At 26.4% G+C, this 13,565-nt stretch carries 11 protein-coding genes and 1 CRISPR repeat array (1 of these 12 running past the window's edge); of the genes, 10 read left to right on the top strand and 1 reads right to left on the bottom strand.

The annotated features are described in order from the left end of the window. Positions 1-158: a CRISPR direct-repeat array (repeat unit 30 nt; unit sequence GTTTAAATAGAAACATACTGTAATGTAAAT); it reaches 736 nt to the left of the window's first position. A gap of 176 nt (positions 159-334) precedes the next feature. Beyond that, positions 335-1,036: an HAD family hydrolase gene (locus tag LW893_RS03000; protein WP_233055737.1), complete on the top strand. Its 702-nt coding sequence runs from the start codon at positions 335-337 to the stop codon at positions 1,034-1,036. Positions 1,037-1,088: 52 nt separating this feature from the next. Here the strand turns inward: LW893_RS03000 and trmB are convergent, their stop codons facing one another. Next, the gene (gene trmB / locus LW893_RS02995) at positions 1,089-1,724 is read right to left on the bottom strand and encodes a tRNA (guanosine(46)-N7)-methyltransferase TrmB (RefSeq protein ID WP_233055736.1); all 636 of its coding nucleotides are present in this window, start codon (positions 1,722-1,724) and stop codon (positions 1,089-1,091) included. 252 nt (positions 1,725-1,976) lie between these two features. On the opposite strand from trmB, the gene LW893_RS02990 reads away from it, so the two are divergent. From LW893_RS02990 to rlmD, 9 genes are all read left to right on the top strand, one after another. Continuing rightward, entirely contained in the window at positions 1,977-4,502 is a 2,526-nt protein-coding gene (locus LW893_RS02990; protein WP_233055735.1) for a ribonucleoside-diphosphate reductase subunit alpha, read from the top strand. A 12-nt stretch (positions 4,503-4,514) separates the two neighbouring features. Continuing rightward, entirely contained in the window at positions 4,515-5,564 is a 1,050-nt protein-coding gene (locus LW893_RS02985) for a ribonucleotide-diphosphate reductase subunit beta (protein WP_233055734.1), read from the top strand. A gap of 148 nt (positions 5,565-5,712) precedes the next feature. After that, entirely contained in the window at positions 5,713-6,696 is a 984-nt protein-coding gene (locus LW893_RS02980) for a metal ABC transporter substrate-binding protein (RefSeq protein ID WP_233055733.1), read from the top strand. Between the two features lie 9 nt (positions 6,697-6,705). Next, positions 6,706-8,610 carry a hypothetical protein gene (locus tag LW893_RS02975; RefSeq protein WP_233055732.1) on the top strand — a complete coding sequence of 635 codons (1,905 nt, stop codon included), beginning with the start codon at positions 6,706-6,708 and terminating at the stop codon, positions 8,608-8,610. Between the two features lie 208 nt (positions 8,611-8,818). Further along, on the top strand, positions 8,819-9,103 hold the full coding sequence (locus LW893_RS02970) for a co-chaperone GroES (protein WP_233055731.1): 285 nt from the start codon (positions 8,819-8,821) through the stop codon (positions 9,101-9,103). Between the two features lie 11 nt (positions 9,104-9,114). Then, positions 9,115-10,746 carry a chaperonin GroEL gene (gene groL, locus LW893_RS02965; protein ID WP_233055730.1) on the top strand — a complete coding sequence of 544 codons (1,632 nt, stop codon included), beginning with the start codon at positions 9,115-9,117 and terminating at the stop codon, positions 10,744-10,746. Positions 10,747-10,827: 81 nt separating this feature from the next. After that, positions 10,828-11,088 (top strand): hypothetical protein, encoded by a 261-nt coding sequence (locus LW893_RS02960; protein ID WP_233055729.1) that lies wholly within the window; start codon positions 10,828-10,830, stop codon positions 11,086-11,088. A 9-nt stretch (positions 11,089-11,097) separates the two neighbouring features. Then, positions 11,098-12,177 carry a ribonuclease E/G gene (locus tag LW893_RS02955; RefSeq protein ID WP_233055728.1) on the top strand — a complete coding sequence of 360 codons (1,080 nt, stop codon included), beginning with the start codon at positions 11,098-11,100 and terminating at the stop codon, positions 12,175-12,177. After that, positions 12,177-13,496: a 23S rRNA (uracil(1939)-C(5))-methyltransferase RlmD gene (rlmD, locus tag LW893_RS02950; RefSeq protein WP_233055727.1), complete on the top strand. Its 1,320-nt coding sequence runs from the start codon at positions 12,177-12,179 to the stop codon at positions 13,494-13,496. Before LW893_RS02955 ends, rlmD begins: the two co-directional genes overlap by 1 nt. Positions 13,497-13,565 lie beyond the last annotated feature (69 nt).

The following is a 13,565-nucleotide window of genomic DNA, read 5'->3' as shown; positions in this document are numbered from 1 at the left end:
TAGAAACATACTGTAATGTAAATGTTTTAGCATCATCTAAAGTATTTGTAATTTTCTTCGTTTAAATAGAAACATACTGTAATGTAAATCAAGATGTTAATCAATCTAATACTATTATGTCTATTCAAGTTTAAATAGAAACATACTGTAATGTAAATTTTGTATAGAAAACTAATTAAAAAAGTAAAAAAACTTTATAAAATACAAAGGAAAATATTACAAAATTTATGAACCAAAAGAATAAGTTATTCAAAATAATGTTAAAATTTTTTAAAATAGGTTATAATATAGTTATTATTAAATTAGTAAAAACTAATGTAAATAAGGAGGAAAAATGAAAGTAATATTATTTGATTTAGATGGAACTTTGTTTCCATTAGATGAAAAATTGTTTGTTGATATTTATTTTAGAGAATTGTCTAAGGTATTTTTAGAATATAATATTGATCCAAAAAAACTTGTTGAAACTATTTGGGCTGCTACTCATGAGATGATTAAAAATGATGGTAGGAGAACAAATGAGGAAATTTTTTGGGAAAAGTTTAAGAGTGAAGTGGATACAGATTTATCTGATGTTAAAGATGTTCTTGAAAAGTTTTATGCTAATGAATTTTTTACTTTAGTAAAAGAAGCTTCAACTGAAAATAATCTTGCAAAGCTAGCAGTTGAGATTGCAAAGAAGGATGGAAGAAAGGTTGTTCTAGCAACTAATCCTGTTTTTCCTGAAAATGCTTTAGTTAGATTAAAATGGACAGGTTTAGATGTAGATGACTTCGACTATATTACTCATTATAGTAATAGTTCTTTTTCAAAACCTAATCCAAAATATTATCTACATTTATGTGAAAAATTTGGGGTTGAACCTAAGGACTGTTTAATGATAGGTAATGATGAAAGAGAAGATATTCATGCAGCAAGTAGTGTTGGAATGAACTGTTATTTAGTTACAGATAATTTAAATCCAGCTCCAGAATATGAAATTAATTGTGAAAGAGGAAGTTTTAAAGATTTAATAGAAAAATTAAAATCTTTATAGGATAAATATAATTAAAAAGACAACAATTATTATTGTTGTCTTTTTTTATTAACTATTTCTTTTTTGCTATTAAGAATTTTATTTTTATTCCTAATGATTTGAATTTATTTTCGTATTCAGTTTCTATATTTTTTGGATAATCAAAATTTGCTAAATCATATGTAATTAGTATTACTTCAAAGCCATTTTCGTTAAAATATTCTAAACTTGCTTCAAAAAGATCGTCATCATCTGTTTTAAAATGAATCTCTCCTTCATCTACAAGTAGCTTACTATATTTTTTTAAGAAATTTGGATGTGTTAATCTTCTTTTATGATGTCTTTTTTTAGGCCAAGGATTGCAGAAATTAATGTATATTCTGCTTATTGAATTTTCATTAAAGAACTCATCAATTTTTTCTATATTTGTTGGAATAGCTCTAACATTGGACAATTCTAAATCTCTAATTTTTCTAGTTGCATATACTATTGCATTTGTATCTAAGTCTAAGATGCAGTAATTAATATCTTTATTTTTTTCAGCTATTTCACTAATGAATTTTCCTTTTCCACAACCTAGTTCAAGATTTATAGGGTTAATATTTTTAAATTCTTCATTCCATTTTCCTTTTAGATTTTCTGCGTTAAATATTACTTGAGCATTTTCTTTCATTTCAGGTACTGCCCACCATTTTTTTCTAAGTCTCATGAATTTTCCTTTCATAAAAATATTTTATATCCTAAATATTATATCATATTTTTGTAATATATTTAATTTATAAAAAATAATTTTTTTGATAAAAAAATAAAAATATTTTTACACTACTAATAGTAATATTTTTTTATCCAGCAAACAATTTTTAAAAAAACATTAAAACATACTATATATAGTTAAAAATAAAATTTGCATTCTATATATATTTTGTTTTATAATGGGTATATTAGAGCAGAGGTGATTTATTTGAGGATTATAAAGAGAGATTTATCAGAAGTATCATTTGATATTTCGAAAATTGAAAATGCAATTTACAAAGCATTTATAAGTGTAGGAGATGAAGATAAGAGAGTACTTTCAAAAAAATTAGCTGAAGAAGTTTTAGAAATTATTTTGAAAGATAAAGATGAAAGTTCTAATATAACTGTAGAAGAGATTCAAGATTATGTTGAAAAGACTTTAACTAAAAATAATCATTATGAAACTTTAAAAAGTTATATTTTATATAGAGAAAAGAGAAATGCACTTAGAAAAGAATTGAATTATTTTAGAGAGTACATTGAAGATGAAGGCTTGATTGAAGTACTTGCTAAAATTCAAAAAGATTTTACAACAGAAGGTTATGAACTTGATAGATTATATAGAAAGTTTTTATCTTTTGTTAAGCCAAGTTCAGCATTAAACGAAAAAATAGAACTTTTAATAAAGGCTTCATCAGAATTAACTTCTAAGGAAAATCCAAATTGGGAATATATTTCTGCAAGAATTTACGCTTATAAAATTCATAGAGAAATTTCTCATTATGAAAAAGAATGGCATATTGTTGATTTTAAATCAAAGATAGAAGTTTTAACAAAAGCTAATTTATATGGAGAATATATTTTAGAAAATTATTCAAGTGATGATATTGATGAACTTGAAAAATATATAGATGATTCAAGAGATGAATTGTTTACATATTCATCTTTAGACTTAGTATATAAGAGATATTTAATTTGTGATTCTCACAAAAAAGTAATTGAAACAATGCAAGAAATGTTTATGGGTATTGCTATGCATTTAGCCATTCCAGAAAAGGATAGAGTTTCTTTTGCTAAAAAAGTATATGATGTTTTAAGTAACTTAAAAGCAACTGTCGCAACTCCAACAATGTCAAATGCAAGAAAGCCATTCCATCAACTTTCTTCTTGCTTTATTGATACTGTACCTGATACATTAAAAGGAATTTATAGAAGTATAGATAATTTCGCACAAGTTTCAAAACATGGTGGTGGAATGGGATTATATTTTGGGAAAGTTCGTGCAAGTGGGTCAGATATTCGTGGATTTAAAGGTGTTGCAGGTGGAGTTATAAGATGGATTAAGCTTGCTAATGATACTGCAGTTGCAGTTGATCAACTTGGAGTAAGACAAGGATCTTGTGCAGTTTATTTAGATGTATGGCATAGAGATATTCCAGAGTTTTTAAATCTTAGAACAAATAATGGGGATGATAGAATGAAGGCCCATGATGTTTTCCCAGCAATTTGTTTCCCAAATCTATTTTGGAGATTAGCAAAAGAAAATATTAATTCTAATTGGTATTTATTCTGTCCTCATGAAGTTAAAGAAGTAATGGGATTCTGCTTAGAAGACTATTATGGTGAAGAGTGGGAAGAAAAATATAAACTTTGTGTTAAAGAACCTAGACTTGATAAGAGAGTATTAACTATTAAAGACTTAGTTAAATTAATTCTAAAGAGTCAAGTTGAAACTGGAACACCATTTATATTTAATAGAGATAATGCAAATAATACAAATCCAAACTCTCATAAAGGAATGATTTATTCATCAAATCTTTGTACAGAGATTATGCAAAATATGAAAGAAATCTTAGATACTGATGAAAAGATTTTACAAATAGACGGAGAAGACCATGTTGTTACTGATGTAAAGGCTGGAGATTTTGTTGTTTGTAATCTTGCAAGTTTAGTACTTGGAAATATAGATTTACAAAATGATGAAGAAATGGAATTTGTAGTTTCGACAATGATTAGAGCTTTAGATAATGTAATTGATTTGAACTACTATCCAACACCTTTTGCTAAAATAACAAATGCAAAATATAGAGCAATTGGACTTGGTACAAGTGGATATCACCATGCTCTTGTTAAGAATAAAATAATGTGGCAAACTGAAGAACATTTAGAATTTATGGATAAAGTTTATGAAAAGATAAACTATTATGCAATAAAAGAAAGTTCAAAAATTGCTGAAGAAAAAGGAAGCTATAAATACTTTGAAGGTTCTGAATGGCAAACTGGTAAGTACTTTGAAAAAAGAGAATATAATTCTAAAGAATGGATTGAACTTAAGGAACAAGTTGCTAAAAATGGTATAAGAAATGCATATCTTTTAGCTGTTGCTCCAACAGGTTCTACTTCAATAATTGCTGGAACAACAGCAGGTGTTGATCCGGTAATGATGAGATATTTCCTTGAAGAAAAGAAAGGTTCAATTATTCCAAGAGTTGCTCCAGATTTAACGCCAGAGACTTTCTGGTTATATGAAAATGCTCATGAAGTTGATCAAACATGGTCTATAAAAGCTGGAGGAATAAGACAAAGACATATTGATCAAGGGCAAAGTTTAAACCTTTATATCACAACAGATTATAAGATGAGTCAAATTTTGAATCTTTTAATTTTATCTTGTGAAGTAGGACTAAAGAGTATTTACTATATAAGAAGTAAAAGTTTAGATATTGATGAATGCGATAGTTGTTCAGCATAGAAAGGAGATTTTATGGAATTAAATAAGAAAGCTCTATTTAATGAAAATGGAGACATTGAATTATCAAAAAGAAAGATGATAAATGGTAATACAACAAATTTAAATGATTTTAATAATGTTAAATATACATGGACTACTGAGTGGTATCGTAATGCCATGAATAATTTTTGGATTCCTGAAGAAATTAATCTATTTCAAGATTTAAAAGATTATAAAATTTTAGATCAATATGAAAAAACTGCTTTTGATAAAGTTTTAAGTTTTTTAATATTTTTAGATAGTATCCAAACTGCAAATTTACCATATATTGGGGAATATATTACAGCAAATGAAATTAATCTATGTTTAACAATTCAAGCATATCAAGAAGCTATTCACTCACAAAGCTATGGATATATGTTAGATAGTATATGTTCACCAGAAGAAAGAACAAATATACTATATCAATGGAGAGACGACGAACATTTATTAGCAAGAAATAAATTTATTGGTGATTTATATAATGAATTCCAAGAAAATAAAGATCCATATAGTTTAGTAAAAACAATGGTTGCAAATTATATTCTTGAAGGTGTTTACTTCTATTCAGGATTTATGTTCTTCTATAATTTAGGAAGAAATGGAAAAATGCCTGGTTCAGTTCAAGAAATTAGATATATAAATAGAGATGAAAATACTCATCTATGGTTATTCAAAAAAATGCTTCTTGAATTACAAAATGAAGAACCAGATTTATTTACTGAAGAAAAAGTTGCTGTTTATAAAGACATGATTAAAACAGGTGTTGAACAAGAAATTGCATGGGGAAAATATGTTTTAGGTGAAAATATTCCAGGACTTACAATGGAAATGATAGAAGATTATATTAAATATCTTGGAAATCTTAGAAGTACAGCTTTAAATTTTGGAAAACTTTATGATGGTTATGATGAAGAACCTGAAAGTATGAAATGGGTAAGTGAATACTCAGATCCAAATGCCATTAAAACAGATTTCTTCGAAGCAAAACCTTCAGCTTATTCAAAATCAAGTGTAATAGATGACGATTTAGATGATTTATAGAATAAAAATTAAACTACTATTTGATTATTCAAATTAGTAGTTTTTTTTGTAAATTTTTTAATTTATCTATTGAAAAATAAAATTATAAATAGTATAATATAAATACAAATAAGAATTATTTGCATTAAAGATATTATAGGAGGATTTTATGAATATAAAATTTAAAAGAATTATTTCAGCAATTATAATTTGCTGTGTTTTTTTAGTTGGTTGTAATTCTAGCAATAATGAAAAAAATAATAACCAAAAATCTACTGAACAAAAGGATAAAAAGAAAGTAATATATACAACATTTTTTCCAGTAACAGATCTTACTAAAAGAATTGTTGGAGATAAAATGGAAGTAAAAACTATCATTAAAGGAAATCAAGAACCTCATTCTTTTGAGCTTAAAGCTGGAGATATGCAAGAAATAATAGAAGCAGATTTGGTTATTTATAATGGTGCTAATATGGAATCATTTATACCAGCTATTGAAGAATCTGTTAAAGATAAAAATAAATTCTTAAATCTTTCTCAAGGCTTAACTCTTTTAGAAAGTGGAGATGGTTTAGAAGAAGAACATGAGCATGAGGACGAAAAAAATAAAGATGAGCATGGACATGATAAAATCAATCCACATACTTGGTTAAGTGTGAAAAATGCTATTATTCAATTAGATACAATTTATAAGAAAATTTCATCTATAGATCCAAATAATGAACCATACTATAAAGAAAATTTACAAAAAGCTCAAGAAGAGTTTAAAGCTTTAGATAAGAAATTTGAAACAGAACTTTCAAAAGTAAAAAGCAAGGAAAAATATTTTGTTGTAAGCCACGCTGCTTTTAATTATTTAGCACATGATTACGGGTTAAAGCAAGTAGCTGTAACTGGAATTTCACCAGAAGATGAACCATCTGCAAAACAACTACAAAAGATAGCTGAGTTCGTAAAAAAACATAATATTAATACAATTTTCTTTGAAGGTAAAGCTACTCCTAAAGTTGCAGAAACTCTTGCAAAAAATACCAATACAAAGACATCAACAATGTTTACTATGGAAAACTTAACTGATGAAGAAATTAATATGGGATATTTAAAATTGATGGAATTAAATCTAGAAGCTTTAGTTAAATCTTTTAATGATTAAGGAGAAATTATGAGTAATAAATTAAAAAATAAAATTACAAGAATGAATTTGATCATTGTTTGTAGTGCAATTGTACTTACAAGCTGTGCAAAAAAAGTAGAAGAAAAAGAACAAAATAATACAAAAAAAGTTGAATTTGTTGAAAAAGAAACAAAATATCAAAAAGACGAAACTACTGAAGTTTTGATTGATGCTGAAATAAAAAAAGATGATATTGTAAGAGTTTATAAACATGGAGATCATTGGCATGTTTTTACTAAGGACGGGAAAGAACATATAACTTATTCAGATCCTTCAAAGATAACAGATGGTAATTCATTATCTTTTGTAAGTGTCGTATCAAAAAGTAAATTAAGTGGATTAAATGTTAAATCTATTTTAAAACACGGAGATCACTGGCATGTTTATACCGCTGATGGAAATGAATTTTTAACATATGAAGATCCATCAGGAATGTTTCCGGGAATAGCTATAGGAACATATGTTGGTTCTCATGGGTCTAATAATAAAAGAAACTCAAATAATTATTCTCATGCTAACATTATCGAAGATAAAAAAGATAGAGTTATAAAGATTTTAAGACATGGGGATCATTGGCATATTTATACTTCAAGTGGACAAGAGTATATAAGTTATTCTGATCCAAGCTCAAAATATCCTGATGCAGAAGTAGGAGAATATGTTGGAAATCATGGAAGTTCAAATGACGCTTCACAAGATAATTCAAATAGTGTAAAACCTGATGTACCTAGCGCTACTGATAAATTACAAGAAGCAATTAAGAATCTAAATATAGTAACTGTTCTTGGTAAAAATCCTGTAGATAGATATGATATTGTAAAGATTTTAAAACATGAAGATCACTATCATATATATGACTCAAAAGGAAATGAAGGTATTACTTACACAAATCCATCAGAACTTTATCCTAACGCTGAATTTGGAGAGTATGTAGGTAATCATGGCGACGATAATGAAAAACCATTTGAATGGCCAAAAGGTGTAACAAAAATAGTAGACCATGGAGATCATTGGCATTTATATATTGATGATAAAGAAATTGGAGTTGTTCATGAAAATCCAAAAGATCATTATCCTGATGCAGAATATATTAAAGAAACAAATGACCATGCAGATGTCACTGTTGATGAAAATGAATTATTTACTTATGAAAGTGTAAAAGCTGAACTAAAAGATTATGTAATTCCTTATCTTGATAATAATCTTAAGGCAATGAGAGCTTATGGAGATTTAAATACTACTTTATCAGTTTATGGTTCAAATGGAGAAACAAAAGGAATTTTCTATTGGTTACATGGAAATCACTATCATGCAATAACTATTAAACAAATTATTCAAAATGCAAAATCTGGACAATACGGAGATTGTACAGCTAAAGATATTGTAGCAGCAATAAAATATATTATTCAAAATCCGAATGCAGATATTGAATCTAAGATAACAGTAGATACTGATGAAGTTTTAAAATATCTAAGATCATATTATAATTTAGAAGATGACGCGGATGCTTATAATATAGGAAATATGGTTTATGTTTATATTAATGAAGAGACATTCACATTTAGTCTAACTGACTTTGAAAAAGTTGATGGAAAAATTAGATATAAAAAACAATTACCTGAAGCACCAGCTAAACCTGAACCAACTGATGAAGAAGTTGAAGAAGAAAATAGAAATGATTATTCAGATTATAAAGAAGAAAAAGATAATATAAAAGAGACTTCAAATAAAGAAGAAAAAATTGAAGAAAATAATAAGGAGAATTCTTTAAAGACTGAAGATAAAAAAGTTGAGGAAATTAAAGATAAAGATAAAATAGATAATAAGAATGAAGATAAAGAAAAAGATAAAGATAAAGTAGATAATAAGAATGAAGATAAAGTAGAACAATAATTTAATTTTCCTAAAATAATTCATAAAAATCACTCACTAAATAATGAAATAGTTGAGTGATTTTTATTTTTACATAACTAATTAAAATTTTTATAAACTTTTTTCTTAAAAATGTTTTTAAAATATATTTTATGTGGTATAATATAATTGTAACTGATTAGCAGTCAAGTTACTAGACTGCTAATAACTTTTAATTAGGAGGGATATTATGAAATTAAAACCAATAGGAGATAAATTAGTTATAGAAATGGTTGAGGTAGAAGAAAAGACTAGTTCTGGGATAGTTCTTCCTACTTCCGCAAAAGAATCACCAAGTGTTGCAAAAGTTTTAGCGATTGGTGATGAAATTTTAAAAGATGATGATAAGAAAGATTTAATTAAAGTTGGAGATAGAATAATTTTCTCAAAATATGCAGGAACAGAAGTTAAACTTGATAAAAAAGAATACATTGTAGTAAAAATTGCTGATGTTTTAGCAGTTGTTGAAGATTAGGAGGTTTTTAAATGGCTAAAGAAATTAAATTTTATGAAGATGCTAGAAAAGGTATGGAAGCTGGTATCAATAAACTTTCAAATACTGTAAAAGTTACACTTGGACCAAAAGGAAGAAATGTTGTATTAGATAAAAAATTTGGTGCACCACTTATAACAAATGATGGTGTTACTATTGCTAGAGAAATTGAATTAGAAGATCCATATGAAAATATGGGAGCTCAACTTGTTAAAGAAGTTGCTACAAAGACAAATGATGTTGCTGGAGATGGTACAACCACTGCAACTCTATTAGCTCAAGCTATTATTAGAGAAGGATTAAAAAATGTTGCAGCTGGAGCAAACCCAATGATTATTCAAAAGGGAATTAAAAAAGCAGTTGAAAAAGCAGTTGAGGGTATTAAAGAATTTTCTAAACCAGTTGAAACAAAAGAAAGTATTGCACAAGTTGCATCAATTTCTGCAGCAGATGAAGAAGTTGGAAAATTAATTTCAGATGCAATGGAAAAAGTAGGTAAAGATGGAGTTATAACAGTTGAAGAATCTAGAAGTATGGGAACTACTTTAGAAGTTGTTGAAGGTATGCAATTTGATAGAGGATATGTTTCTCCATATATGGTAACAAATACTGAAAAAATGGAAGCAGAACTGGAAGATCCATATATTTTAATTACTGATAAAAAAATTACTAATATTCAGGAAGTTTTACCTGTTTTAGAACAAATTGTTCAACAAGGAAAACCATTATTAATTATTGCTGATGATGTTGAAGGTGAAGCAATGGCAACTCTTGTTGTAAATAAATTAAGAGGAACATTTAATTGTGTAGCAGTAAAAGCACCTGCATTTGGAGATAGAAGAAAAGACTTATTACAAGATATTGCAATTTTAACAGGTGGTACAGTTATTTCAGAAGACTTAGGATATGAATTAAAAGAAACTTCTATTGAAATGTTAGGTAAAGCAAGAAGAGTTACAGTTGGAAAAGAGCTTACTGTTATAGTAAATGGTGCAGGTGAACAATCTGCAATTGAAGAAAGAGTAGCCTTGATTAAAAGTCAAATTGAAATTAGTGATTCTGAATATGATAGAGATAAATTACAAGAAAGACTTGCAAAACTTGCTGGTGGAGTAGCTGTAATTCAAGTTGGAGCTGCAACTGAAACAGAACTTAAAGAAAGAAAATTAAGAATAGAAGATGCACTTGCAGCAACAAGGGCAGCAGTTGAAGAAGGAATTGTTCCTGGTGGTGGAACAGTATTATTAAATGTTATTCCTAAAGTTAAAGCTCTTCTTGAAGAAATAAATGGAGATGAAAAAACAGGTGTTAATATAATTGTTAAAGCTCTTGAAGAACCTGTAAGACAAATTGCAATTAATGCTGGTTTAGAAGGTTCAGTAATAGTTGAAAATGTTAAGAACGCAGAAGTGGGTGTAGGATTTGATGCTTTAAATGAAAAATATGTAAATATGCTTGAAAGTGGTATTGTTGATCCTACAAAAGTTACAAGATCAGCACTTCAAAACGCATCAAGTGTTGCTTCAATGGTTCTAACAACAGAAGCTGCAGTGGCTGATGTAACAAAAGATGAACCAATGGGACAAATGCCTGGTGGAATGAATCCTGGAATGGGATATATGTAGAAAATAGTTAACTTATAATTAAATTTATGGTAAAATAGAACTTGGAGATAATCCAAGTTCTTTTTTTATGGAGTTTTTACTATGAGATTGTTTTTTAATATTATTCTTGTGATTTGTATGGTAATTTTAGTAACACATCAAAGTTTTTATTTATACAAATATAATAAAATTTTAAGTAGAATTACATTTTTACTTGCAGATGAAAAAATTAAAGAGGATAGAAATTTAATTTTAGAATATAATTATAATCTTTCACGTCTTAATTATATTCTTTGTATATATTTTTCTGGTATTGTAAAAAAAATTCTGTTAAAAAAGAATAAATTTGAATATATTGAATAGGAGTTTGTTTTGAATAATTATTTGTTTATTTATAAAGATGAAGATAAAATTGAATATGGGAAAGTCTTAAATTCAAAATTAAGCTCCTATTTCGTTAAAAAATTTTCCGATTTTGAAATTGGAGATATTTATAGAACTAGAGTTGTAAAAAAAGTTGATGCATTACAATGCTTTTTTGTAGAACTTAAAAATGGAAAAAATGGATTTTTAGATTTTAAAGATACTATTGGAGAAGTAAAAGTTGGAGATGTGATTTTTGTTGAAATATATAAAATAAATGCAGGAGATAAAGCACCTAATGTTTCAATGAATTTTTCTATTTCTTCAATGTTTTCAGTTATATCTTACAAAAATAGAGAAGATATTTTGATTTCAAAAAAATTAAAAGAACATAATTTTAATTTGGAGAAGATAAAAAATATAAAATCAAATTTTTCAGTAAAGTTGAGAACAAAAAGTGTCGATTGTGATGAAGATACTTTATTGCAAGATATAAGAAAAAATGTAGAAAAAATGCAAGAAATAGTTGATTATTTGAATAATTTACCTGTTCCGAAATTAATCTACAAAAAGGAGAATTTTTTAGAGGACTTTTTATTTGAAAATGAAAAATATTGCTGTATATTAAATGATAAAGAGATATATAAGAGTTTTAAAAATAATAAATTTTTGGAAAATGAATTAAAATATGATGAAGACTATTCTCCAAAATATGATTATAATATCGGAGTATATCTTGAGGGACTAAATAAAAAAACAGTTGAAATTGAAGATATAAATATAGTTATAGAAGGAACAGAAGCTCTTACAGTCATAGATGTAAATTCAAAGAAAAAAACAAATGAAACAAATAAAAGTAAAAATGCATTATCTGTAAATCTAATTGCAATTGAGGAAATTATTAGACAGATTTCTTTTAGGGATATTTCGGGAATAATAATTGTAGATTTTATAAATATGAAAACAAAAGAAAAAGAAATTTTGGAAGAAAATATAAAAAAATTAGAAATTACTGATAATAAAATTTGGAATTTTCATGGGTTTACTAAACTTGGACTCTATGAAATTACAAGACAAAGAGGAAAATAATGGAATTAAAAAATTTAGAAATAATTGATAATACCAATGAGGGACTAGGAGTTGCAAAAAGTGAAGAGGGAATAGTTTTTGTAAAAGGTGGACTTGTAGGAGATATTGTCAATGTTGAAATAACTCAAAAAAAGAAAAATTTTTCTAACGGATATGTAAAAAAATATTTGAAATATAGTGAATACAGAGAAAATCTATACGATGAAAAACTAACAGATATCTATCATTTTATAAATTTGAAATATGAAAAAGAGCTTGAATTAAAGAAAAAGATGTTTTTAGATAGCCTTAGAAAAAATACAGGTATAGAATTAGAAGATATTGACATTTTAGTAAATAAAAACAACTTAAATTATAGAAATAAAATTGAATTAAAGACAAATGAAAATTTTGAACTTTGCTACTGTGTAGATAATGGAGAAAGCAAAATAAAGCTTGAACATTGTCCGTTAAGTGATGAGAGTATAAATAAATTTCTTCCGTTTTTACAAGCAAAATTAAAAGAATTTAAAATTAAATCCTATGATGTAAATACAGATGATGGAATTTTAAAAAATATCAGCATAAGGTCAAATTTCAAATCTGAAATTATGATTACAGTTGTTGTTAAAAAAGATATAAAAGAAGCTCAAAATTTTATAAAAAGTTTAAGTGAATATGAAAATTTAGTAAGTGGATATATAAATATAAATCCTAAAAAATCAAGTATAATTATGGGACAAGAAAGTAAATTAATATTTTCAAAGAAGAATTTTACAGATAAAATCGGAAAATATGAATTTAATATTTCTCCAAAGAGCTTTTTTCAGGTAAATAGATTTCAAACTGAAAATTTATATAAGATAGCTAAAGATTTTTTAGGAGAAAACAAAGATAAAAATTTATTGGATTTATATTCTGGAATAGGAACAACAAGTATATATTTTTCAGAAAATTTTAAAGAGGTAATCGGTGTAGAAGTTGTAAAAGATGCAGTAAAAGACGCTAAAGAAAATTTAAAACTAAATGATGTAAAAAATGTCGAGTTTCAATATGGCAAAAGTGAAGAAAAAATCGAAGAAATATTAAAAAACAATAATATTGATATAATTTCCGTAGATCCTCCACGAAAAGGACTTGATAAAAAGGTTGTAGATACAATTATTAAAAGTAATATCAAAAAAGTTGTCTATATAAGTTGTAACGGAGCAACATTAACAAGAGATTTAAAACTTTTTATGGAAGGTGGATTTGAATTAAAGAAAGTTAAACTATGCGATATGTTTAGTAAAACAGCACATTGTGAAGTTGTTGTGGAGATTGAAAATACTATAATATAAAAAATAGATAACTAAATATTAATATGTATAATTAAAAACTAAAAAAATTAATATTTTAATGGAGTAATT

Source organism: Parvimonas micra (assembly GCF_021300775.1).
In the GTDB taxonomy this organism is placed as follows: domain Bacteria; phylum Bacillota; class Clostridia; order Tissierellales; family Peptoniphilaceae; genus Parvimonas.
This window is presented reverse-complemented; position numbering and strand designations above follow the sequence as displayed.

Excerpts from the sequence above, each read along its gene's own strand:
- trmB (WP_233055736.1), bottom strand. The coding sequence starts at position 1,724 with ATGAGACTTAGAAAAAAATGGTGGGCAGTACCTGAAATGAAAGAAAAT.
- groL (WP_233055730.1), top strand. The coding sequence starts at position 9,115 with ATGGCTAAAGAAATTAAATTTTATGAAGATGCTAGAAAAGGTATGGAA.
- LW893_RS03000 (WP_233055737.1), top strand. The coding sequence starts at position 335 with ATGAAAGTAATATTATTTGATTTAGATGGAACTTTGTTTCCATTAGAT.
- LW893_RS02985 (WP_233055734.1), top strand. The coding sequence starts at position 4,515 with ATGGAATTAAATAAGAAAGCTCTATTTAATGAAAATGGAGACATTGAA.
- LW893_RS02960 (WP_233055729.1), top strand. The coding sequence starts at position 10,828 with ATGAGATTGTTTTTTAATATTATTCTTGTGATTTGTATGGTAATTTTA.
- LW893_RS02980 (WP_233055733.1), top strand. The coding sequence starts at position 5,713 with ATGAATATAAAATTTAAAAGAATTATTTCAGCAATTATAATTTGCTGT.
- rlmD (WP_233055727.1), top strand. The coding sequence starts at position 12,177 with ATGGAATTAAAAAATTTAGAAATAATTGATAATACCAATGAGGGACTA.
- LW893_RS02970 (WP_233055731.1), top strand. The coding sequence starts at position 8,819 with ATGAAATTAAAACCAATAGGAGATAAATTAGTTATAGAAATGGTTGAG.
- LW893_RS02975 (WP_233055732.1), top strand. The coding sequence starts at position 6,706 with ATGAGTAATAAATTAAAAAATAAAATTACAAGAATGAATTTGATCATT.